This is a genomic window from Trichococcus ilyis, assembly GCF_900109135.1.
Taxonomy (GTDB): Bacteria; Bacillota; Bacilli; order Lactobacillales; family Aerococcaceae; genus Trichococcus; species Trichococcus ilyis.
Genome location: NZ_FNYT01000007.1, coordinates 33,038 through 56,915 on the forward strand (window position 1 = coordinate 33,038; position 23,878 = coordinate 56,915).

Consider the following 23,878-nt stretch of genomic DNA (forward strand, 5'->3'; position numbering starts at 1 on the left):
GTCCTCCGTCGAACCTAGCCTCATCGGAGGTAAGGATTTCGCGTTCGTGTCAGCTCCGGCGTGGGGGTTCCCGCCGGCGTTCAGGTCGCGGCGCCTCGTCCTCCGGTGAACGCCGTCTCACCGGAGTTGCGGTTCCCGGTAATAGTCCTTCCTCCTGTGAACGAATGTTGGCCGGAGCTGGGCGCGCGAGCGGATGCTGTCCTCCGGCGAACCAGGCCTCGGCGGAGGTGGCGACTGTAGTGCACTCGCCAGCTCCGGCGTGGGGGTTCCCGCCGGCGTTCAGGTCGCGGCGCCACTTCCTCCGGTGAACGCCCCCTCTCCGGAGTTGCGCTTCCCGGTAATAGTCCTTCCTCCTGCAAGCGAATGTTGGCCGGAGCTGGGCGTGAATCCCGAGGCTGTCCTCCGGCGAACCAGGCCTCGTCGGAGGTGGCGGCTGTCGTGCACTCGTCTGCTCCGGCGTGGGGCTTCCCGCCGGAGAACAGGTCATGGTGCTTTTTCCTCCGGTGAACGCCCTCTCACCGGAGTTGCGGTTCCCGGTAATAGTCCTTCCTCCGAGGAGCGAATGTTGGCCGGAGCTGGACGCGCGGGTGGATGCTGTCCTCCGGCGAACCAGGCCTCGTCGGAGGTGGCGACTGTCGTGCACTCGTCTGCTCCGGCGTGGGGGTTCCCGCCGGTGATCGGGTCATGGCGCCTCTTACTCCGGTGAACGCCCTCTCACCGGAGTTGCGGTTCCCGGTAATAGTCTCTCCTCCTGCGGACGAATGTTGGCCGGAGCTGGACTCCCGGTCGGAGGCTGTCCTCCGTCGAACCAGGCCTCGTCGGAGGTGGCGATACCCCTCCCCGCGCCAGCTCCGGCGAAGGCCGCGCTCGTCGGAGCTGCGCGGCCTGGAAACCTCCGCCCTTTTCAATTCTGCGATTATTAGATGCCAACCACGCGGAACTTTGGTATACTTTGATTAGAAAGCAATCGCGAAAGAAAGAAGGAAATACAATGGCATCAGCATTGATCGTATACGCAAGTTTGACCGGAAATACCGAAGAAATCGCCGACATCGTCGCAGACCAATTGGAAGCATTGGGAGTCGACGTCGAAGTCAAGGAATGTTCGCAAGCCGCGCCTGAGGACTTTTTGGAGTACGACATGAACATCATCGCCACCTACACTTATGGCACGGACGGCGACCTGCCCGACGAATTCATGGACTTCTACGAGGAGATGGAAGACGTCGATTTCAGCGGCAAAATCGCCGGCGTCGTCGGCTCCGGCGACACCTTCTATGAATACTACTGCAAAGCGGTGGATGATTTTGAGGAACAATTCAAGAAGTTCGGGGCAACAATCGGCGCAGAAAATGTCAAAATCGACTTGAACGCCGAAGAAGAAGACATCGCCAACCTGCAGAAGTTCTCAGAAGCGATGGTAGCGGCGCTGGAAAAATAAAATCAAAAAAACATAAAGAAGAGTTAGCATTCGGGAGTACCTGCATCTGGCTCTTCTTTTTTACAACAGAAAGGAGGATACCGATGGATGTCGGGATGGAATATGAAATTTTGATGCTCCAGCTGGGGTCGCTGGCCCGCAAGCTGTTCAGCGCCGAGGAAAATCTTGCCAAGTATCAGGAAGCTTTGGAAAAGGCGATTGCCTCATTGGAAAAAGAGAACCGCGACCTCGAAAAGCTCCGGCACGACAGTTTTTCGAACACGCTGCTGAAGCTGTTCGGCAATTTCGACCGCCGCTACGACAAGGAGTACCGCGAAATCGTCGGCGCCAAGGTCGAGTTCGATAAGGCCTACGCGATGAAGATCGCCGCCGCGCGCCGGGTCAAGGAGATCGAGGCGGACATCGAGGAGAAGAAGCTGCGCCTGCGCAACATCAAAGAAGACGTGCTACGCAAGCATCCGGACATGGGCAAGGTCATCAGCGAACGCCAGCAGCAGATCCTCGCCCTGCAGCACGAATGGCGCGAGACGAACGAGGCCGAGCAAGCCGGAATCGCGGTGCTGGAATCCCTCTCGGACATCATCAGCGGCCTCGATGCCGCCGACGCGATTTCGACCTGGGACCTGATCACCGACACCAGCCTGATCCTGGATTTTTTGAAGCAGGACAAACTCGACGCCGCCGAAGCTTCGCTCTTGCACCTCGAGCAGACCGTCTACACGTTTGCCCGTGAGCTACGCGACCTGGATTTCGTCTTCGAAAGCGATCTCGAGACCATCTCCTCCACCCAGCGCGCGCTCGACATCTTCTTCGACAACCTCTTCTCTGACTGGGGCACCAAAGCCATCATTGAAAAGAACATCGAGAACCTGAAGAAGCTCCAGGACAGCACCGAGGACGTCATGGAGAACCTGGCCGAGAAGAAACGCGAACTGGAGACGACGCTGAGTGTACTGGCAGACGAAGAGGACCCAGTAGCGCCATCCTAGAGGTGGCGCTTTTTGTGTGCTCCGATGGACCGAGGGTTCACCGGAGTTGGGGTGCCGGTGACCGGATTTCCTCCGGTTACCGGCTGCCGGCCGGAGCTGGGCGCGTGGACGGATGCTGTCCTCCGGCGAACCAGGGGTCGTCGGAGGTGGTAACTTCGTGCGCTCGCCTGCTCCGGCGAAGGCAAACCTCATCGGAGCTGGTGCTCTCCTCCGGTGAGCGCCCTTCTCACCGGAGTTGCGGTTGCCGGTATCGGTTGTCCTCCTGCAAGCGAATGCTGGCCGGAGCTGAGCGCGACCGCGGATGCTGTCCTCCCGCGAACCAGCGCTCGTCGGAGGTGAAAACATCGTGTATTCGCCTGCTCCGGCGAAGGGGGTCCCCGCCGGAGAACAGGTCGAGGCGCCTTTTTCTCCGGTGAACGCCCTCTCACCGGAGTTGCGGTTGCCAGTAATAGTCTCTCCTCCTGTGGGCGAATGTTAGCCGGAGGTGGGCGTGGGAGCGGAGGCTGTCCTCCGGCGAACCAACGCTCGTCGGAGGAGAGAATATCCTGCGCTCGCCTGCTCCGGCATAGCGGGTCCCCGCCGGAAATCAGGTCTGGGCGCGCTCTTCTCCGGTGAATGTTCTCTCACCGGAGTTGGGCTTTCCGGTATCAGTTTTCCTCCTGTGGGCGAATGTTGGCCGGAGCTGAGCGCGGATTCGTATGCTGTCCTCCGGCGAACCAATGCTCGTCGGAGGTGGGGATGTCGTGCGCTCGCCTGCTCCGGCGAAGACAACCCTTATGGGAGCTGGTGCTCTTCTCCGGTGAACGCCCTCTCACCGGAGTTGCGGTTGCCGGTAATGGTCTTTCCTCCTGTGGGCGAATGTTGGCCGGAGCTGGGTTGGTTTGGGGCAGCGGTTCCTCCGGTTAACGAGGGTCTCGTCGGAGTTAGGAGCACCGACTGCGCTCCAGCTCCGGCGTAACGGGCACCCACCCATTTCCGCAACAAATTTGTTCATTTTTTAAAATGATATTGCATTTCCGGCGTATTTATGCGAATATAGTCATTGTAATCGATTTTATATCAATTACAGGAGCCCTTGTGGTTCCAGCTTCTGTTTAATCCCCCCAAGGTTAAATAGACAAAGCTCAGCTTCGGCTGAGTTTTTTTGCGTTTTGGGGTCAATTTCGCACAAATATAAAGGAAACTTATCTATTTTCTGGTGGTAAGTTGTGCTATGATAGTGCCAGTACGTTTTAGAATATGGGAGTGAAAATAATGGTATTACCGAATTTCGAGGAAAATCTGCAAAAATACGCCAAACTGTTGGTTTCGAAGGGGATCAACGTCCAGAAAGGCCACACGATCGTCATCAACATCGACGTCGAGCAGGCACCGTTCGCGCGGCTGCTGACGAAGGAAGCGTACGATTTGGGCGCCGAGGAGGTCATCGTCAAGTGGACCGACGATTTCGTCACCCGCGAAACCTACCTGCACACGTCCGAAGAACGAATGACGAACGTTCCGGCTTACAAGGTTGATGAAAGCCTCGACATGATCGAAAAGAAAGCCAGCCGCCTTTCGGTGCGCTCGGCCGATCCGGACGCGCTGAACGGCGTCGACGGCAAAAAGCTGGCCGCTGTGCAAAAAGCCAACAATGTCGCTTTCGAAGCGCAACGCATCGCGACCCAAGCCAACAAAGTGAGCTGGACCGTGGCTGCCGCGGCTGGCGCGAAATGGGCGGTGAAAGTCTTCCCGGATTTGGCGACGGAAGAGGAACAGGTCGATGCCTTGTGGAACGAAATCTTCAAGACTTGCCGTGTCTACGAAGCCGACCCGGTTGCTGCCTGGGATGCGCATGAAGCGCGCCTGTTGTCGAAAGCCGACGTGCTGAACGCGGAACAATTCGACGCACTGCATTATACAGCCGCAAACGGAACCGATTTGGCGATCGGCATGCCTGCTAACCACGTCTGGGAAAGCGCCGGCAGCGTGAATGCGCAGAACGAGAAGTTCATCGCCAACATGCCGACCGAAGAAGTTTTCAGCGCGCCTGATTTCCGCCGCATCGACGGCATCGTTAAATCGACAAAACCGCTGAGCTACGCCGGCAACATCATTGACGGGATGACGTTCCACTTCGAGAACGGCCAAGTGACCGAAGTGACTGCGGAAAAAGGCGAAGACACAATCAAGCGTCTGGTCGAAGAAAACGACGGCGGCCGTAGCCTCGGCGAAGTCGCCCTGGTTCCGGATCCGTCGCCGATTTCGCAATCGGGCATCGTCTTCTTCAACACACTGTTCGACGAGAATGCCTCGAACCACCTGGCGCTGGGTTCGGCTTACGCTTCGAGTGTGGTCGGCGGCACGGAAATGACGCAGGAAGAGCTGGCTGCGGCCGGTTTGAACCGCTCGACGACGCACGTGGACTTCATGATCGGGTCCGCGGATATGAACATCGACGGGATCCGCAAGGACGGATCGGTTATGCCGATCTTCCGCAACGGGGATTGGGCGTTTTAAGGTAATGTATTTTTGTGGGGCCTCCCGGCGACGGGAGGCTCTTTGTGTTGTTTGTGGTTTCGGGGGCGGTTGCAGGCCGCCCTTCGCGGGAGCTGGCGAGCGGGGGATGGCTGCCTCCTCCGGTGAGCGTTGGTTCGTCGGAGGACAGGCGTCGGCCGCTTTTCCAGCTCCGGCCAGCATTCCTTCGTCGGAGGAAAGACAATTACCGGCAACCGCTACTCCGGTGAGGACCCATTCACCGGAGGTAATGGCGCCTCGACCTGTTCTCCGGCGGGAACCTGCCTCGCCGGAGCTGGCGAGCGCAGGATATTCTCTCCTCCGGCGAGCGTCGGTCCGCCGGAGGACAGCCTCCGCTCACGTGCTCAGCTCCGGCCAGCATTCGCTCACAGGAGCTAGGACAATTACCGGCAACCCCTACTCCGGTGAGGGCCCGTTCACCGGAGGTAATGGCGCCTCGACCTGTTCTCCGGCGGGAACCCACCTCGCAGGAGCTGGCGAGCGGATGGTGTTCCCTCCTCCGGCGAGAGTTGGTACGTCGGAGGACAGGCATCGGCCGCTATCCCAGCTCCGGTCAGCATTCACCCACAGGAGGAAGGACAATTACCGGCAACCCCTACTCCGGTGAGGGCCCGTTCACCGGAGGTAATGGCGCCTCGACCTGTTCTCCGGCGGTGACCGGGTTCGCAGGAGCTGGCGAGTACACGACGTTCCCTCCTCCGGCGAGAGTTGGTACGTCGGAGGACAGACTGCGGTCCCGCACCCAGCTCCGGCCAGCATTCGCTCGCAGGAGGTAGGACGATTACCGGCAACCGGTACTCCGGTGAGCGGCCCTTTCGCCGGAGGACCCGGCGCCTCGATCTGTTCTACGGCGGTGACCGGCTTCGCAGGAGCTGGCGCGTGTTCGATGTTCCCTCCTCCGGCGAGCGTCGGTCCGTCGGAGGACAGCCTCCGCGCCCGCAACCAGCTCCGGCCAGCATTCCTTCGTTGGAGGAAAGATTATTACCGGCAACCGCTACTCCGGTGAGGATCCATTCACCGGAGGTAATGGCGCACACTTCTAAAAACGCTTTCTTAAGTTTTTCTAGCGGTCCGGCACATTGCTTTCGTTTCAAAAGGGGGTGGGCTATAATGTGGGTAGGGAACCAGACAGTTTTATGAAAGCAGGGTGTTTACCGTGATCGATCGGAAGAAAACGTTGGAGCAGCTCGAGGAGGTTTCGCATGCGGTGGAGCCGGAGAAGCCGTCCAGTATGAGTTGGCTGTATATTTTCGGGGCCATTGTGTTGATTTTCGGGCTCACCCTGCTCTTTCAGCAGCTGAGCGGGACGACGGATGGCGAGGTCAGGCCGGCCGACATCGAGAGTCTGCATGCGGAGGTCGCTGAGTTGAGGGATACCATCTCCGATTTGGAAGCGCGGATCGAGGCGTTGGAGGAATAAAGAGGTTAGAGTGTGATAAATCCCGGATAGAAATTGAGCACTAAGGGGACTAACACTAAGCGGACGCTTTTTGTCCGTGTGTGTTAGTCAGCTTAGGCACAGATTTCTGGGAGTCAGAACACGTTTCGGAGGGCGGCTGGTTGGCCGCCCTTTTTGTATTCTGCGGCAGCTCGGGAAATTTTTTCAAAATGGGTGTGGAAATTGCACGCATTAAGTGATACAATGGATAGTGTTCTGTTGGTCCTATAGCTCAGCGGATAGAGCACTCGTTTCCTAAACGAGGTGTCGGAAGTTCAATTCTTCTTAGGGCCGTAAAATGAATAAAACAATCGAACTTCCGACAATTTCATTATGTTGTCGGAAGTTCTGTTTGTTTTGGCGTTGATCCTTTTTTCGATTCAGAGTAGTCGTCGGAAGTTGAGCATACTTTTCCTTACGGATCGCCGACTGGTGCGGTCGGCGTCGACTTTTCGGCGTCCTTCAGTTTGCGTTTGGCCGACGCCACTAAAAAATAAAAAATCGGAGATTCTTCGCGGAATCTCCGATTTTTTTGCGTATATTACAGATGTTGGATCAATGTTTACTTGAAGATGCCGAAGCCGCCCGTCCAGCTGATCTTGTCGGCAGCGGCCAGCGTAATCTGCAGGAAGCCCATCGCTTCAAGTTCGCGGGCGCGTTTCAGCGAGCCGGCGTCGATGAATGCCAGTCCGCTGCCTTCCAAGGCGGCGATCAGTTTGTCCTTGGCTTCCTGGTCATCGGACGCAAGCAGCACCGTTGTCGGGTGGGCACCCGCCACTTTTTTGGTGGCCAGCGTGGCGGCGAAAGTCGTGTTGAAGGCTTTTATGACGGATGCGTCCGGAATTTCCTTGGCGATTTCCGCAGCAGCTGAACTGTCCGGCGGCACGACCAGGCTGTCGAATGTCTCAAAATTCAAGGGATTGGTGATGTCGATGACGATTTTCCCGGCGAACAGGTCGCGATGGGCAGCCAGGATGCCGGCAATAGCCGGATACGGAACCGACAAAACCACGATTTCACCCAGTTGCTCCACAGGCATATCTTTTGTGAGGTACGCCACTTCATTCCCGGCGGCCTCAAAATTACTCCCGATGGCACTTCCCATGCTGCCTTTGCCAAAAATAGTGATACTTGCCATTGTTCATTCCTCCTCTTGTGTAACCAATCGCTGCGCACTGACTTTTTATATACACTTACAAACCCATTATAGCCATTTGCCTAAAGGAAAGAAAATTTTTGCTCTTGCTACAGTTGGCGGATTGGGCAAAAAAATACAGCTATCCATTTGATCTGGATAGCCGAATTTTTTGTTCTTTCTGAGAAGATGTTGTAACCTCTATTTGATTTGCTATGGCGGAACACCTTAATCCTGCCGCGAAATTTCTAGCTGTAATGGACGTTTGAATCCCATATCCAAATAATACGAAAGTTCTTTATCTAAATCATCTATCAGTTTTGTATCTTCGATCGCGTTTAATATAGAGTATGCCTTCGCTATATGCTCGGAGCCTTCATCAATTTTTCCTGTTTTTTGCAGGATTATCCCTTTTCTGGAATAGGCAATCGCCAGTTGATTATATTTTTGATATTTCTTACATAAGGGAATCACGTTTTCCAAGTAGGAAAGAGCTTCAAGATATTTTTGCTCATCGATCAGCAAAACAGATAAATTAACTTCTATATTGATTAATAGAATATCAGCTTCCTTCAGATTATTATAAGGGATTAATTGTTTCGTCGCTCTTTCACCAATGTTGACGGCTACATCAATCGGGAAAATGAACAAAATGGTGTTTATCAATCGGATATCCAGTAAATACCATTTATCAAATTTCTCCAAACGCTCCCAAATTTTTTTTGCAAATGATTGTGCTTTTTCTACGCTTTGATTCGTATTTAAAGCAATCAAACTTTCGCATGCGTAGAAAATATCTCTCAACAAGTAGTCTTCATCGACTGTTAAGTAGGCAACCAGCTCATCTTTAAGCAATTCCAAATTATCAGGGTGATTATAATTCAACGAGAAAAATTCATTGATGAGTTTTTCTTTTTCGGTTAAATTTTGTTTATTCAATATGTACTGGAACTCTTCTACTGATACATTAAGTTTCTCAAGGATCAACAACCATTTTCGAAAAGTTGGTTCTATTTCATTTCTTTCTACTTTAGAGTACGCAGATTGCCCCATGATGCCTTCTGCGACATACTTTTGAGAATAACCCCTATCTATCCTAATCTCTTTAAAAACATCTCCAAAGTCTTTCGCCATACCTTCACCTTCCTTTTTAATAGTATTATACGACTAATTGATTCAAAATGCATTTTTCTCATTTATAATGTGACTATGAAAGAAAATATTTTGTAGAAACGGGGTAGCTGTCATGAAAAAATTTATTGTTTTGTCCTTGGTTTTAGGAATTATCGGTAGTACTGGTTCTATTGTAAAGGAAGCAACTGCTGATGCCAATAAAGATGTTCAACATGAACAAGTAGCAAAAGCACCAACAAAATATTCCACTAATATGATTTGGTTTATCGGATAAGTAAAGTTATTCAACAAACTTTTACTTACAGATCCAATACAGGCGGCACAGGTCTATCCGGAAAAAGGAAAAGCAGGTCAGGACGCGTGTCCTAACCTGCCTACTGCCTAAAGCAGTTGATTTATCCACTTATTTTTCCGGCAAACCCATAAAATATAGTAACTACGGGTAAAACAGTCTGGGGCCGGATTCGGACTCCGGCCCCAGACTGTTCGCAGCTGTTTAATTCCTTCAGCGTCTTTTCCGCTAAGCCCATCAGCTCAAACCTACAAAGTGTAGCGAGGAATTCATATTCGTTCATTCAAAAAGGTGAAGTATGTATTGCGATCAATTATTAAAACGGGATGGGGTACTGCGGGGAGGCTTTCGTCTACTGGATAGACAGAAAAGAAACTTCAGGCTGCTCCTTTAGTGATCGGTTGATATAAACCTACCTCCAGCGATTGCTTAAAATATGTTGTACAATTGACGTTGTACCATTGCGATTCAAACAAAAGTTGTTTCCAAAAGTAAGAGCTCTCTTACTAAGGTAAGTATAGCACCACTACGCGATCTTTTCTATTTGTTTTTTAATGTCCAAAAAACAACGAAATTTCAGCCAATATTGAACACTATGAAATAACAAGCAAAACTAAACATTGCTGTGGCAACAAAATTTGATTAGTTTATCAAATTTACTTACTGCATAGTTAGGAAAACACCAACCAGAATATTATCCGAATGACTGAAGGAAGCTCAACTTCCTTATATTCGCGCGAGAAAAAATACAATATTGTATTTTGCGTGATGACTGCATTTTTATCGCCATCTTGCTTGCATTTTTGGGAATTAGTGCACAAACTTTATACAGCATCTTCAAAAATACGTTCATATATCCAGGAATGTCAAACTATTGTTCCTGAAGCAATATATACTTAATATTCTTATGAGTGCCTCTCCCAGAAAATTCTTGTCTGGTTAGCCACTAATCGAATCCTGTTTTGAAAGCGCAACCAATTCCGGGTGATATTTTCTGCTGATTTCGCTAAAAAAGCAACCCGCAGCGGTTTCCGATAGTTATCGGGTGCCGTTGAGGGCCTACTTTTGTTTGTTTTTCTCGATAAAACATTCCACTTCTCGAATGATGGCCAGCTGCACGGGTTAGCCCTTCGAAATAATCGAATAGCTGAGGAACATTCGATTATTTGCCTCCGCATCGGGCCGAAATTGTCGAATGTCAAGAAACATTCGGCAATTTGCTTCCGCATCGCACTGGAATCGTCGAATACTTGAGCGGCATCAGACAATCTCGGCCCCGCAGTCAAAAAAAACGAGAATGCAGTTTGCATCCTCGTTTTTTTTTTTCAGTTGTCAAGTCGCTTAAAGTTAATGACATTGAGCGAACCCGTTCCGCTATTCTTATTATAGAATCGTGTCGCCTTCGCCGTATGAGCTGCGGCCGGCTTCGATGATGCTTTGGTTGCTGTCGCCGTTGTAGATCGAGTTCTTAACCAGGACATAATCGCACTTGCGGATCGCCGTGATGTCTTTTCCGCCTGCATATGAGATCGATGACTGCAGATCTTCGCGCATTTCGTTCAAGGTGTCGGCGATCGTGCCGCGGTAAGGCGTCAGGATCTTCTTGCCTTCGACGTTTTTGCGTTGGCCTTTTTGGTATTCGGACGCGCTGCCGAAGTACTCTTTGTAGAGACGGCCGTTGATTTCCTTCGTTTCGCCCGGTGATTCGTCGTGTCCGGCCAACAAGGAGCCGATCATGACCATCGTCGCGCCGAAACGGATCGATTTCGCGATGTCGCCGTTTGTGCGGACGCCACCGTCAGCGATGATCGGTTTGCTGGCAGCTTTTGCGCACCAGCTGACCGCAGCCAACTGCCAGCCGCCCGTACCGAAACCGGTCTTTATCTTCGTCGTGCAGACTTTACCAGGCCCGATTCCTACTTTCGTAGCATCGGCTCCAGCATTTTCCAATTCACGGACGCCTTCAGGAGTGCCCACGTTTCCGGCAATCAGGAACGTTTCCGGCATCACTGCTTTGACGTGTTTGATCATGCGGATGACTTCATCGGAATGACCATGCGCCACGTCGATTGTTGTATATTCAGGAATGGCCTTTTTAGCCACTAATTCATTCACAAAATCAAATTCAGCCTCTTTGATCCCCAAGCTGATGGAAGCAAACAAACCTTTTTCATGCATGTGTTGGATGAACGGCAAACGGCTCGCTTCATCAAAACGGTGCATGATGTAGAAATACCCTTCCCGCGCCAATTTCTCGGCCAATTCTTCATCCAGGATCGTCTGCATATTCGCAGGAACCACCGGCAATTTGAACGTACGGCCACCCAATGCCACAGTCGTGTCGCATTCGGAACGGCTTTGAACAACACTCTTGTTCGGAATCAGTTGGACATCTTCATAATCAAAAATTTTCATTTACTATTTCCCTCTTTCTGTTAGTGCACAATACCTTTTGGGAATCGCTTTACACAGACACGGACGTGAAGGCAAAAAATGTCTTCTATCGTAAAGTCCCTATAGTAAGTTACACTACTGCTTACAGTTTGTCAAAGATTAATTGTTGATGAAAAGATTGATTTTCTTATGATCGTCACGAAAGGCTGACAGCTCCCGCATCCCAGTACAGTTCGGTGCTTCCCCATCAGCGATAAAAAGACAGCAATTCCTGGAGCGGCCCACGATCGCGTAAGTCCTTCAGATGGACGACATGGAACGGATGCGCTACAGCGAAGCGCCGGATTGGAATTTCCTTCAGCGTACCTGCCTCCAGTTCGGCATGTACCGAGATGCGGTAGAGGAAGGCGATGCCCCGGTTCTGCGCCACCAACTGCTTGATCGGGCCGATGCCGCCGACGACGGTCGCCCGTTCGAAGCTGCTGAGGCTCGCTCCCTCCGAGAGCAACGCCTTTTCCAGTATCCGCCGCGATCCGGAACCTTCTTCGCGGAGGAAAAGATGCTCCCTGAAGAGCACCGATAAATCCTGTTCGTTGTGCCACAACGGGCTGGCGGCCGCACAGACGCCGATGAAAGGCTCGTCGGACAGCTTACCGAAACCGAATTGGCTCTGGTTGAAGCCGCCTTCGATCAGCGCGAAGTCGATTTTCCCCGTCTGGATCATACCTGTCAGTGTGGCGGTATTGTCGACGATCATCGACAGGTGATGGCGCGGATGCCGCTCGAGATAACGCCCGATCAGTCCCGGCATGACGTACTCGCCGATCGTCAGTGTGGCCCCGAATGTCAGCGTCGGGGCATCATCGTGCTGCAGCAGTTGTGAGCGGATCCTTTGCACATCGCGGTTCAGCAGCGACAACTGTTCCTCCAGGTAGCGGCCCTTCTCGGTGACCAGCAGCTGCTTGCCTTCGTAGCGGAACAGCTGGACGCCCAATTCCTCCTGCAGGTGCTGGATGTGTTGGGTGACGGCCGGTTGCGTGATGTTCAATTTCTTGGCGGCTTTCGTGTAGCTACCCTCCTCGATCAGCGTGAGGAACGTTTTGTAGCGGTAATCCAGCATGCGTAGCACCTCCAATAATTTTTACTTATACCTGCATAATAAATCATTATTTTTATTTATGCAAAAAGTCGGGTAAAATAATGAATGCAAGCATCAATAGGGGGTATTCTTCATGAAATTGAACGCAATCAACAAGGAACTCGACGGCGCCCTGCCCGGCCTCGCCGCCAGCATCCTCATCTCGGTCGTCAGCCAATGGGTGGCGCGCTTCCTGCCGACGCTGGGCGCAGCGCTGATCGCCATCCTGTTGGGCATGCTGCTCGGCAACACGCTCCTGGACCGGCCGGAATTGGGCCAAGGCACCAAATTCTCCGAAAAACGGCTGCTTGAATACGCCATCGTCCTGAATGGGCTGATCCTCGATTTCCAAGTGCTGAAATCGGCCGGCCTCAAGGGTTTCGTCTTCATCATCCTGCAGATGGCGCTGACGATTTTCGTCACCTACCGGTTGGGCAAAGTCTTCGGATTCGGCAAACGCTTCGCGCTGCTGATGGGCGCCGGCAACGCAGTCTGCGGCTCCTCCGCCATCGGCACCGTCGCGCCGATCGTCCAGGCCGACAACAAAGACAAAGGCATCTCGATCACGATCGTCAACCTGTCAGGGACCTCGCTGATGATCCTGCTGCCGATTCTGGGGGCAGTGCTGTACGGCAACGACACGTTGCGGACATCTGCTTTGATCGGCGGCACCGTCCAATCCATCGGCCAAGTCGTCGCCTCCGCCAAACTCGTCAATGACGAAGTCGTCACCCTGGCGACCGTCTTCAAGCTCATGCGCGTGCTGCTGATCATCGGCGTCGCCGTATTGTACGGGCGCATGAACATGAATGAAGGAGAAGCTTTGTTCACGCGCAAAAAACGCGCGGGGTATGCTGCTGATCCTGTCATCGGAGCGGAAGCGTCCGCCAGCCCGGCCGCCGTCTCCTACGGCGTTCCTTGGTTCCTGACCGGATTCGTCGTCTTCTTCCTCATCCGCAGCTTCATCGGCGTCCCTGATAGCGTCCTCGTCGCATCCAAAGCCCTCAGCACCCAATTCGAAGTCGCCGCCCTCGCCGCAATCGGCATGCGCGTCAAATTTGCCGACATCATCAAAGAAGGCCCCAAAGCCATGCTTTACGGGCTGACTGTTGGTGCTGCGCAGGTCGTTATGGCTATTGCGCTGATTCGGGTGTTTTTCGGATAAATGTTCAAAAGCATCAGTTCCTGACGGAGCTGATGCTTTTTTTGTCATAAATTAGGGCTTTCGTTGGCTCTTCGGTATCTTCGCTCCTGCGTTCAGCCGACATAATCGCGGTTCGTTGGCTCTTTGGTATTTTTCGATTTTCGTTTAGTCGACATACCACAAAAACGTCGACTCTTCTTTAGTTTTCATTCTCCGTTCAGTCGACTTAGGTGCTTCTCAGCGCTGTGCAGACTAAAAAAGACAGCCGACTCATCCATCTTTGGAGAGGCGGCTGCCTGGTTTTTGTATATTTGAAAAGCCTATATGTTATTCTCGGGAGTTTTGTGTATTTGTACGACATATCTACGCTATCACGTCTATTTCGTATCAACCGAGCATATGTATATGTTTTTACATTCACCCTTGGTCAGGTTTGATTCTATTTTCTGCTGTTTTATAAACCTCTTTGTTGTCGCGTTTGCCGATTGCGACTATTTGGATAACCTCGATTTTGCCATTTGCCTCGCGAAATACGATTCGAAGCCCCATCTTTTTGTTTTTCAACTTCCTGCACTCGCTCAGTGAACCATGCAATGCCTGTCCTGCTTGCATGCCGGATTCTTTAATCCTAACAATAGCTTTGTCCACGAAAATTTTCTGACTTCCATCCAGAGAATTATAATCTTGTTTAGATAACGCCGTCCATTCTATCTTATGCACAAACTACTCCCACCCGTCATTCTCATCTATGGTCAGAAACTGATCGGCGTTAGTGCCACGGACTTCTTCATCAGAAAATAGTTCCAAATCTTTGATAGCTAAACGCTGTGCTACTACTAAGTCCATTACTTGCTCATGCAATACTTCGATTTCGTTTGTCAAAGATTCGTACTGTTCCTGCGTAAGCATAACCCCAGCAACATCTCCACGATTAAAAACGTAGACCGGAGTGTTTTCTTTTTCGGCTTTTTTAAATATGATGGTTGGGGATTTTTTCACTTCAGATATGGAAGTAGTTGGGACATCAAGAATTTTAAAGCTCATTACTATCATCTCCTTACTTTATCCCAATTATACATCATCCCAAAAACTTTTAAAAGTCTTTTTACGATACCTTTAATATAAAAAAATGGTTATTAATTTAAAGGAATAGATGCTGATTACGATGCGCGTACAGCCAGGCGGCGGCTCTTCGGTATCCTCCGTTCTTCGTTCAACCGTCATACACAAACCGTATTCGGTTATTCCCACCCGTCGTCCTCCTCCACGACAAGTTCTTCTTCAGCTTTAACATTCCGCACTTCTTCATCGGGATCCCCTCGCTATTCTTTTTCAGTTTTATTTTTAAATTCTGTATCCATTGTTTCCTTCGCCCTCATCTTATACACGAGCCCCAAAATCTGGACGGCGATGATCGGGGTCATGGCGACGAGGGCGATCATGCCGAAGCTGGCCGAGATGAGGTTGTCGCCGGGCATCGCGCTGGCGGCGCCTTGGATGAGGGAGAGGATGAAGGTAGCGGTCATCGGTCCGGAGGCGACGCCGCCGGAATCGAAAGCCATGCCGACGAACATTTTCGGTACAAAATAGGTCAGCGTCAGCGCGATAAGGTAACCCGGCAGGAGGATATACCATAGATGGATGGCCGGAAAGAGAATGCGCAACATAGCAAGGGTGATCGCTATGCCGATGCCGATTGAGAGCACAGTCTTAACGGCATTGCGGTTGACTGCACCCTTGGTGATATCCTCGATTTGGTGCGTCAGGACATGGACAGCCGGTTCCGCTACGACGGTCACAAATCCCAGCACAAAGCCGATCGCAAGCAAGTATTGCTTGTTTTCCAAAGATGCGACGCGGAAACCGATTGTCCGGCCGACATCCATGAAGCCGGCTTGGGCTCCGAGGAGGAACAGGGTCAGTCCGATGTAGGTCAACAGCAGTCCGTAGAGGATCCACGAGACGTTGCGGCGCGAGAGGCGGAAGGAGTAGCGCTGCATCAGCAGGAAAATCAGCGTGATCGGCAGCATCGCGAACAAGACTTCTTCGGCCACGATCGGGATTTTTTCAAAGAACGGCGCCAGCAGGCTGGTGGTTTCCAGGGTATCGACCGGCGATGCCGGCGGGGTGATGTTTCCGGCCGTGAAGAGGTCCATCAGGAGGATGGCGATGATCGGGCCGACCGAAACGATGCCGATCAGCCCGAAGCCTTCAGTGTTGGCGGCGAGGTTGTCCTTGCGCAGAAGTGTGACGCCGAGCGCAATCGACATGATGAACGGGACCGTCATGGCGCCGGTCGTCGCGCCGGATGCATCGAAAGCGATGGCCAGAAACTCATCGGAGGCGTTCAGGGCGAGCAGGAACACGATGGCATACAGACCGATCAGCAGTTTGTGGAGGACGATGTTGCGGACGATCCGGATCAGGCCGAGCGCCAACAGTGCGGCGATGCCGAGCGAAACGACAAGGATGATGGGCCATTTCGCGACGCTGCCTGCCGTCAGGCGTTCGACCTGCCCCGCCAGGATGTGCAGGTCGGGCTCGGCGATGGAAATAATGAAACCGAGCGCCAGACCAGCTCCGGCCAGGATCATGCAGTTGGCGGTTTTGGAGAAGGTCCGGCCCATCGCCTTGCCGATCATGCTGACGCTGAAGTCGATGCCGTGCAGGAAAATCGATAGTCCGGCGGTGATGCAGATGGCGCCAAGGAGAAAGCGCCCGAGTTGCAAAGCGGTCAGCGGTGTCAAAGTGGCATGCAGCAAAAGGACAATCGCGATGATGGGCAGGACCGCCTGCAGCACTTCGCGGACTTTTGACAGGAACAGTTTCATCGGAGGCACCGCCTTTCTTGGCATGGCGTTCGAGGTGGTTATCTTGCTTCCATTATAACCGAAAAGGCGGTGCGTGAATAATCGGAGGGATTGTGCTGGGTTTTGGAGGCGGGTTCCCCCGCCTGAGGTGCAGTCTGTCGGGTGCGGGGAACACCGCCCTGGAATTGCGCCCGACGAAGGTGCCGACTGTAGGGTGTTTTGCGGTTTTCGGTTTCCTTTCAGTTGACGACGATTTGCAAGATTGCTTTTCGGGTTCCCAGGATGGCAGAGGGTACACCGATGATTTCGCCTTTCAATTTGAAAGTACCGGGTTGCTCCAGTTTTTTCAAAATCGCAGGCGTCAGTTCCTCCCATTTGACCCATTGCTGCGTATCGGTCCCGTCATTGTAGCGGAGCGTGACATAGGACGGGAAGCCGACAAGCTGGCCGTGTTCAACGGCATATTGTCCGGCTGGCAGCGTGAATGTCGCTTCATCCTGGGAGACGATTTTCAGTTTGTCGACTTGTTCGAAATCTTCCGGCACCTTTTTCCAGACTTTCATGTAATCGATCTGGAACACTTTCGGATAGGGCGCGGCCGGATCGAAGGGACCGACCCACCAATTTTCCCGCCCTTCGTAGGCTGACAGGATGGAGATCATCGGATAGGCGACCTCGGCTTGGAACGTCCCGATCTCTTCGTCGTCGAAATAGAAGACGAAGCCTGCCGGAGTCCATTCGAACGTATAAAGATGGAATTCATTGCTCAGATCGGCATCGCCGACATCAAAGACGAAATGCTGCTCCCGCGCTGCCGGATCCCGGTGCGCGTACAACGATGCCGTGACGACGTTGCCGAAATTGAGGGCATTCTCGAAGACATCCACTTCCACATCCTGTTCCGGCGTGTCCTGGATCCCGACGAGCCACCAGGCGGCCATATTGCCGAGGCTGTTCATCATTTTCGCCCGGATTTCGAAAACGCCGTATTGCGAAATGAAGCCCATGAAGGGTTCGATGTCGTTGCGGACTTCCAGGCCTTCGCGGAATTCGTGCAGGCCGGTCCGGTTGCCGGTCATCACGCTGGATGTGCGGACGGTACCGTCGAATTCGGGATTCCACGGCTGCGTATCCTCGGTGAGGATCAGATTCAGATTGCCGTCCGCCACTTCGTAGACGGCGCGGGCTGCTTCCGGATCCGGCGTCCAGGAAGCCAGATACTGGTCGTTCCAGATGGTTGGATCGAGCGGATCATCGTCGAAGTTTTCTTCGAAAATGAGCCGATAGTCGCCGTTGTAGACCGGTATCATTTCTGTTTCATCCCCATTCGCCTGCCACGCGCGCAAAAATGCGTAATCCGACTGGTGGAGCCAAAAAAAGAGCGCCGCAATCACAGCAACGGTGAGGAGCGGTTTGATTTGTTTCTTCATCAGGATTCATCTTCTCTCGTGGGTTTGGGCTGACGGAGTTGGCTGCGGGTACCACGGCATTTCCTCCGGTGAAGCTTTGCTGACCGGAGGTGGGGTCTGTTTTGGATGGCCCAGCTCCGGCGAGGCCGTGCTCGCCGGAGTTGGGCCGCGATCGTTGGGCTGTCCTCCGGTTAAGAGCAATCTCGCCGGAGGACGGGATTCGTCGGCGCCACGTGTTCTTATGGCAACCATTCGTAGTCTTCGGGCAGCCCGATCTGTTCCGGTGCGGCCGTGTCGCTTATTTCGATCACATCGAGGATGAATTCATTCTCGCCGGAAGCCGAGCAGATCTGTTTCAGGATGTCGCCTTCGAAATAATAAAACATCCGGTCGCCGTTCGCGGCATAATATTCCTCGTAGACGAGGCCCTGGTCCTCCCATTTGCCCACATAGGTGCTGCCGCTGTCGTTGAACGGCGGCGCTGCGATGATGCCGTCGTCTTCCGCTGCTTCAGCCGGATCCGCGCCTTCGTTCCGCGCGATCGTCCGGTTCAGATGATCGACAACGTAAGCCAGTCCATCCAAAGTGAGATAAGTCGTGTCCGTTCCCTCGCCGCTGATGCGGACGGCCTGATCCGCGCCATCTAGGGCGACCGTCATCTCCCGGTCCTCCAGCTGCTCACCTGTGAATTCAAGGAAATGGTACTGCGCCACGTATTGTCTACCCGCAAATATCGCGAAATAGGGCTCGGCCAAATGGGCTTCCTCGATGCTCGATTCGTTTGCGGATGACGTTTGGGCGGCGCCGTCGCTTCCCGCGATTGATCCGACCACTTCGCTTTGGCTGCTTGCGGCGACACTGCTTGCTTCGTCCGATGCAGCTCCACCGTCCAACCCGCAGGCGGCTGAAAATAATGCGATCGCCGTCAGCATGCCTGTTAAAGCTGTTCTTCTTTTCATTTTCCAAAACCTCCTTACGCAAAGCAAAAATTTTTGTTCCGTTTTCCTGACTTTGGTTTCCTTGTGTACATTATACTCCCTGAATCATTGTCGCCACTATGGAAAGCACTCCGCCTCGCTAAAGGTGGCGAATGCAGGTGCCCGATCCGCGTCCTATTATTTGCATCTGCTGCTCCATTGGGCGCACAATAGGAGTGAATGAACAAATTGTCTCGCGCTGTCCCTGCTCAATTATCCTGGTGTTTTTCGTATGCCATCAAGCAAAGGTTGTGAAAAAAATGATGTACGTGATCGTCTGCCTTGTTGCCCTTGGCGCATCTTTTTTGACCCTTTTCTCGGGCTTTGGGCTGAGCACCCTGCTGATGCCCGCCTTCGCACTGTTTTTCCCGTTGGAAGCGGCGATTGCCATGACGGCGGTCGTCCATCTCGCGAACAACGCCTTCAAACTGGCTCTTGTCGGCCGGAAAGCCGATAAGGAGGTGCTGCTGAAATTCGCCCTGCCCGGCATCGCCACGGCTTTCGCAGGCGCTTGGCTGCTGAACTATTTTTCCGGATTGCCGGCGTTCGCAAGCTATACCCTCGGCCAAAGGGAATTCCAGGTTACGCCAGTCAAGCTCGTCATCGGACTGCTGATGGTCGGTTTTGCATTGCTTGAGTTGCTCCCTCGCTTTGAAAAGATGGCGTTCGCTAAGAAATGGTTGCCTTTGGGAGGCGCCGTCAGCGGTTTCTTCGGCGGCCTGTCCGGGCATCAGGGCGCCCTCCGCTCCGCTTTCTTGAGCAAAGCGGGCCTTGAGAAGGAAGCCTTCATCGCGACCGGCGTCGTCGCTGCCTTCTTGATTGACCTTACCCGGCTGTCTGTGTATGCGGGCCATCTGGGCACCATCGGCAAGAATGCCGACTGGGCGCTGGTCGCCGCTGCCATCGCTGCCGCTTTTGCGGGTGCATTCGTCGGCTCCAAGCTTCTGAAAAAAGTGACGTTGCGCGCAGTGCAGCTCATCGTCGGCGTTATGCTTGCCTTGATCGGTATTTTGCTCGCTGTCGGACTGATCTGAAAATACGATTAGTTTAGGGGGGAATGTTTCATGAATGACATCTTGGTAATTGCTTTGAAGGTCTTTCCCGTCATCGTGCTCGCGACGTTTTTGGATAAGGTCGGCTGCAACCAAACCGGCAGAAAAAGGATGAGCCTGAAGGATCAGATCAAACATATCGTCAAATCGCCTTTCCTGATCACCATGTTCTTGGGAATTCTGATTTCCATGCTCGGCGGCCGAACGTTTTTCCACACGAACCCGCTGACCTCCGCTTTGCTGACTACCGCGGGAATGCTCGCGGACATCACTTTGCCGCTCATTCTGCTGGTGATTGGCTACGAACTCCATTTCGATCTGAAACAGCTTTTGGTTCCGCTGCCGGCGGTATTGCTCAGGATTGCGATGATGCTGCTGTTCGCCTACCTGCTGAACACTTTTGTCATCGACAGACTGCTTGGCTTGGATCGGCTGTTCCAGATGGCCGTCTACACCATGTTCATCTGCCCGCCCACTTTCATCATCCCGGTCTTCATCGAAGGCGATTGCCCGGACAAAAGCTTCATCCTGAATTTCCTTTCGCTGAACGTCATTTTATCCATCGTGACGTTCATCATCCTGATGACGGTGCTGCTGTGACGGCCTGAATGAGCGGGGTTTCCCCGCCGAAAAGGCTTTGGCGGTTTATTTTGGGCCGCGACTGGCCGTTTCTCCCCGCCACGCCGGTTTTGGCGGGGAAACTCCGGCCAACAAAGCCGCCAAGCTCGATCCAATCGAAGCATTGCGGCACGACTAGACTTATGAACGTTAAAAACAGCCATCAAACCTCAAAAAATCGAGGTCGGATGGCTGTTTTGCGGTTTTGGGTCTTTGTGGCCGGCGGGCTGGTGCCCCGTCAGGATGGATTCCTCGCCGTTATTCATCTTTTTGGGCGGTCGTCGGGGGGCAAAAAGATGGATAAATCGCTGATATCCATCTTTTCCGGGCCGGGCGGTTCTTCCCGACAGATGTGCGTTCTGTCTGGTGTTTTGCGGTTTTCGGTATCCGTTCGCTTGCTTGTTCGCGCGGTTCCGCGTAAGATGGGGAGGACTATCGCATGAAAGGGGCAAAATGGAATTGGATGAAATTTTTGAACTGTTTAGGCACAGGATCCAGCACAATGAAAAGTTGACGCCTAAAATGCAGGACATCCTGCACGCCAGCCTGGTCCTGTTTTCCGAAAAGGGCTACTCGAATACCTCGACGAAGGATATCGCCCGCCTGGCGCAAGTGGCGGAAGGAACGCTTTTCAAGCATTTCGGATCAAAGGAGAATCTGTTGTACGCCAGCCTGTTGCCGATCCTCGGCAGCTCGCTCGAGCAGGCACTCCCGGCTGCGATTCTTCAGGATGAAGCGAAATTGGCCGCGCTGTCTTTCGCGGATTTTTTGCGGCTCGTTTTGCCGGAACGTATCGATTTTGCCAACAACTCGATGAAAATCTGGAAAATATTCATGACGGAATATCTGTATCAGGAAGAGATGCGCGCCAACCTGCTGTCGCTGCTGCCTGTCGAATCCCTTAGGAAAATCCATACACTCCTGGATAACTTCAAAAATAAAGGCGACATTTTGGATTGGCCGAATGAAGAGATCATCCGCCTGATCCTCAGCACTGTCGCTGGTTACGTCATCGCCTGTTCGATGCAGCTTGCTTCCGCGAATGATACGAAAAAAGACATCGGCCACCTGATCCGTTTCCTCGAAAAAGGACTTCGCCCAGATTAGCTCTTGACAATCGCTTTGTTGAAGGGCTATACTGAGTCCACATCAAAAAGTGAGTGATTAATCACTTTTATCCAAAGAGGAGGAACAGACAAATGGCATTTTTGGAAGTTAACCATTTGAACAAATATTATCCGATCACCGACAGCGAACGTTTCCACGCATTGAAGGACATCCAGTTATCCTTCGACAAGGGCGAATTGGTCTCGATCATCGGCGAGTCCGGCAGCGGCAAATCGACGCTGATGAACTTGTTGGGCGGCTTGGATTCGCAATTCGAAGGCGAAATCGTGGTGGATGGCCAGAACATCGGCCAATTCAAGGAAAAGGAAATGGTCGCTTATCACAAAGAGAAGATCGGTTTCATTTTCCAGAGTTTCAACCTCGTCCCTCACCTTTCGATCCTGGACAACGTCACTTTGGCGATGACGCTCTCGAATGTCGACGGCAAAACCCGCAAAGCGCGCGCCAAAGAAGTGCTGGAACAGCTCGGCCTGAAGGATCATTACAAAAAGAAACCGAACCAATTATCCGGCGGTCAAAAGCAGCGGGTGGCGATTGCGCGGGCGCTCGTCAATGATCCGGACATCATCATCGCCGATGAACCGACCGGCGCACTTGATTCGCAGACAAGCGACCAGGTGCTGGACATCATCCAGGATATCGCCAAGACCGGCAAACTGGTCATCATGGTCACCCACTCGGAGCGCGTGGCTTCGCGTTCGACTCGCGTCGTGACGATCGACGACGGCAAAATCATCAAGGACGAAAAACGTGAACCGCTGCAGCTGCACGATAATGCTTTAGAGTTGAAGGCGCGCCAGGAAAACAAAAATCTGAGTTTCTTCGCGGCCATCCGCATGGCTCTGCTGAACATGCGCGAAAAATTGAGCCGCAACATCCTGATTGCGTTGGGCGGCAGCATCGGCATCATGAGCATCATCCTGATGCTGGCGCTCGGCAAAGGCGTCAACGACTACCTGACCGACACGATGAACGAAAACGTCAATCCGATCATCAGTGAAGCGCGGATGACCGAGGACACCCAGTCCGATCCGGATGCAGTCAGCGAGACGGTTGCCGTCGCCGAAGCGGTCCCTGCCCAACAAACCGGCATGGGCGGTGGCGGAATCGGCGGCAATCTGGCGGCCAACAATCCGGCTGCGCAACTCTCGAAGAACATCCCTTTTGAAGAGGAAAATATCGCTGAACTCGAAGCCATTCCGCATGTGGAAAAGCTCGAATTGGCGTATGCGTCCTTCTCGATGGGCAGCGATATGGTCGTTTACGAAGGCGAGAATTACCCGTTCATGAATTTCGGGACAACTTCGGAAAATATGACCGACTCGAACATTCTGCACGGGGCGTTTCCGGAACAGGGCGAGGTGCTGATCACGGAGGAGATGGCTGAAAATATGGCTGGGGACGCGGAAGCGATGATCGGCGAAGATGTCGAGGTCAAGCTTTCCGTCAACGGCAATGCGCTGAACGGCACCTACACGGTCAGCGGGATCTACACGGCCGGCAACGCAATTGGTCCTGCGGGCGCGTTCGATTCGGTCTTCATGACTATGGACACGTTCGCGGACATGAACATCGCGAACGGCCTGACTGTGGAACCGAATGTCGTGTATCTTTTCGCGGATGAAACGAGCAACTCCCAGGAGATCAAGGACGCGATCAGCGGTTTGGGTTATGCGGGGTCCTCCACCGATACGCTGGCTAAAACGTTCACGAAAATGCTGGATATCTTCACCTATATCCTGGCTGGTGTGGCGGGCATTTCCTTGTTCGTGTCGGCCATCATGATCCTGACGGTGCTTTACATCAGTGTCGTCGAGCGGACCCAGGAAATCGGCGTCATCAAAGCGATCGGCGGGCGCAACAAAGATATCCGCCGCATCTTCGTCTCCGAATCGTTCCTGATCGGCTTGTTCAGCGGGGTGCTTGGTGTCGGCATCGCCGCCCTGCTTTCAGCGATCGGCAATGTCGCGGTCGAACGCATCTTCGGGACGACCATCCTGCACATGACGCCGACTTACGCTCTGTTGGGAATCCTGGCGAGCGTCATCATCAGCGTCATCGCCGGCGTCTTCCCAGCCAACAAAGCCGCCAAGCTAGATCCGATCGAAGCGTTGCGGCACGACTAGATAGAATTGCAAAAGCAGCCCCGCTGCCGGATTTGATTCCGGTGCTGGGCTGCTTTTTTTGGTTTGGTGCCGGAGTGCCGGTGAGCTTTGTCGGGCATTTGGGATGCCTTCCTGGGCTGAAGCCCGACAGATACGC

Annotated in this window: 19 protein-coding genes, 1 tRNA gene and 1 pseudogene; 12 read left to right on the forward strand and 9 right to left on the reverse strand. The window is 53.0% G+C overall.

Going from position 1 to position 23,878, the window contains the following annotated elements; genetic code table 11:
• Positions 1–991: 991 nt before the first annotated feature.
• The 5 genes from BMX58_RS04920 (at position 992) to BMX58_RS04940 (ending at position 6,679) form a co-directional block, all read left to right on the forward strand.
• The gene (locus tag BMX58_RS04920) at positions 992–1,441 is read left to right on the forward strand and encodes a flavodoxin (RefSeq protein ID WP_068622735.1); all 450 of its coding nucleotides are present in this window, start codon (positions 992–994) and stop codon (positions 1,439–1,441) included.
• An 83-nt stretch (positions 1,442–1,524) separates the two neighbouring features.
• Positions 1,525–2,430, forward strand: a complete 906-nt coding sequence (locus BMX58_RS04925) for a hypothetical protein (RefSeq protein WP_068622734.1) — start codon at positions 1,525–1,527, stop codon at positions 2,428–2,430.
• Positions 2,431–3,684: 1,254 nt separating this feature from the next.
• Entirely contained in the window at positions 3,685–4,929 is a 1,245-nt protein-coding gene (locus BMX58_RS04930) for an aminopeptidase (RefSeq protein ID WP_068622733.1), read from the forward strand.
• A gap of 1,174 nt (positions 4,930–6,103) precedes the next feature.
• A complete protein-coding gene (locus BMX58_RS04935; RefSeq protein WP_068622732.1) occupies positions 6,104–6,367 on the forward strand; it encodes a hypothetical protein in 264 nt (87 codons plus the stop codon).
• A gap of 239 nt (positions 6,368–6,606) precedes the next feature.
• Positions 6,607–6,679: transfer RNA gene (locus BMX58_RS04940), tRNA-Arg, on the forward strand.
• Positions 6,680–6,947: 268 nt separating this feature from the next.
• Here the strand turns inward: BMX58_RS04940 and BMX58_RS04945 are convergent.
• Complete coding sequence (locus BMX58_RS04945) at positions 6,948–7,523, reverse strand: NADPH-dependent F420 reductase (RefSeq protein ID WP_068622731.1); 576 nt, start codon at positions 7,521–7,523, stop codon at positions 6,948–6,950.
• Between the two features lie 225 nt (positions 7,524–7,748).
• Positions 7,749–8,654, reverse strand: a complete 906-nt coding sequence (locus BMX58_RS04950; RefSeq protein WP_068622730.1) for a helix-turn-helix domain-containing protein — start codon at positions 8,652–8,654, stop codon at positions 7,749–7,751.
• A gap of 112 nt (positions 8,655–8,766) precedes the next feature.
• Between BMX58_RS04950 and BMX58_RS14635 the strand changes: the two genes are divergently transcribed.
• Positions 8,767–8,928 carry a hypothetical protein gene (locus BMX58_RS14635; protein WP_157077224.1) on the forward strand — a complete coding sequence of 54 codons (162 nt, stop codon included), beginning with the start codon at positions 8,767–8,769 and terminating at the stop codon, positions 8,926–8,928.
• A gap of 1,401 nt (positions 8,929–10,329) precedes the next feature.
• Here BMX58_RS14635 and BMX58_RS04955 read toward each other — a convergent pair.
• The gene (locus BMX58_RS04955; RefSeq protein ID WP_068622729.1) at positions 10,330–11,361 is read right to left on the reverse strand and encodes a GMP reductase; all 1,032 of its coding nucleotides are present in this window, start codon (positions 11,359–11,361) and stop codon (positions 10,330–10,332) included.
• Positions 11,362–11,587: 226 nt separating this feature from the next.
• Complete coding sequence (locus tag BMX58_RS04960) at positions 11,588–12,460, reverse strand: LysR substrate-binding domain-containing protein (RefSeq protein ID WP_068622728.1); 873 nt, start codon at positions 12,458–12,460, stop codon at positions 11,588–11,590.
• A 112-nt stretch (positions 12,461–12,572) separates the two neighbouring features.
• Here BMX58_RS04960 and BMX58_RS04965 point away from each other — a divergent pair, with 112 nt between their 5' ends.
• Positions 12,573–13,643, forward strand: coding sequence for a YeiH family protein (locus BMX58_RS04965; RefSeq protein WP_068622727.1), 1,071 nt, complete (start codon positions 12,573–12,575; stop codon positions 13,641–13,643).
• 396 nt (positions 13,644–14,039) lie between these two features.
• On the opposite strand, the gene BMX58_RS04970 is transcribed toward BMX58_RS04965, so the two are convergent.
• The 5 genes from BMX58_RS04970 to BMX58_RS04990 form a co-directional block, all read right to left on the reverse strand.
• Positions 14,040–14,342 (reverse strand): type II toxin-antitoxin system RelE family toxin, encoded by a 303-nt coding sequence (locus tag BMX58_RS04970; protein ID WP_068622726.1) that lies wholly within the window; start codon positions 14,340–14,342, stop codon positions 14,040–14,042.
• Positions 14,343–14,345: 3 nt separating this feature from the next.
• Entirely contained in the window at positions 14,346–14,666 is a 321-nt protein-coding gene (locus BMX58_RS04975) for a type II toxin-antitoxin system Phd/YefM family antitoxin (RefSeq protein WP_068622725.1), read from the reverse strand.
• Between the two features lie 278 nt (positions 14,667–14,944).
• Positions 14,945–16,453, reverse strand: a complete 1,509-nt coding sequence (locus tag BMX58_RS04980; RefSeq protein ID WP_068622724.1) for a DUF1538 domain-containing protein — start codon at positions 16,451–16,453, stop codon at positions 14,945–14,947.
• Positions 16,454–16,671: 218 nt separating this feature from the next.
• Positions 16,672–17,862, reverse strand: a complete 1,191-nt coding sequence (locus BMX58_RS04985) for a family 16 glycosylhydrolase (protein WP_068622723.1) — start codon at positions 17,860–17,862, stop codon at positions 16,672–16,674.
• A 218-nt stretch (positions 17,863–18,080) separates the two neighbouring features.
• Positions 18,081–18,800, reverse strand: a complete 720-nt coding sequence (locus tag BMX58_RS04990) for a hypothetical protein (protein WP_068622722.1) — start codon at positions 18,798–18,800, stop codon at positions 18,081–18,083.
• A gap of 278 nt (positions 18,801–19,078) precedes the next feature.
• On the opposite strand from BMX58_RS04990, the gene BMX58_RS04995 reads away from it, so the two are divergent.
• The 5 genes and pseudogenes from BMX58_RS04995 to BMX58_RS05010 all read left to right on the forward strand — a co-directional run bounded on the left by BMX58_RS04995 (position 19,079) and on the right by BMX58_RS05010 (position 23,742).
• Entirely contained in the window at positions 19,079–19,852 is a 774-nt protein-coding gene (locus BMX58_RS04995) for a sulfite exporter TauE/SafE family protein (RefSeq protein ID WP_068622721.1), read from the forward strand.
• 30 nt (positions 19,853–19,882) lie between these two features.
• A complete protein-coding gene (locus tag BMX58_RS05000; protein WP_068622720.1) occupies positions 19,883–20,470 on the forward strand; it encodes an AEC family transporter in 588 nt (195 codons plus the stop codon).
• A 61-nt stretch (positions 20,471–20,531) separates the two neighbouring features.
• Positions 20,532–20,627: pseudogene (locus tag BMX58_RS15110) on the forward strand (ABC transporter permease); the annotation flags it as partial.
• Between the two features lie 314 nt (positions 20,628–20,941).
• On the forward strand, positions 20,942–21,595 hold the full coding sequence (locus BMX58_RS05005; protein WP_068622719.1) for a TetR/AcrR family transcriptional regulator: 654 nt from the start codon (positions 20,942–20,944) through the stop codon (positions 21,593–21,595).
• Between the two features lie 92 nt (positions 21,596–21,687).
• Positions 21,688–23,742, forward strand: coding sequence for an ABC transporter ATP-binding protein/permease (locus BMX58_RS05010; RefSeq protein ID WP_068622718.1), 2,055 nt, complete (start codon positions 21,688–21,690; stop codon positions 23,740–23,742).
• Positions 23,743–23,878: the final 136 nt, after the last annotated feature.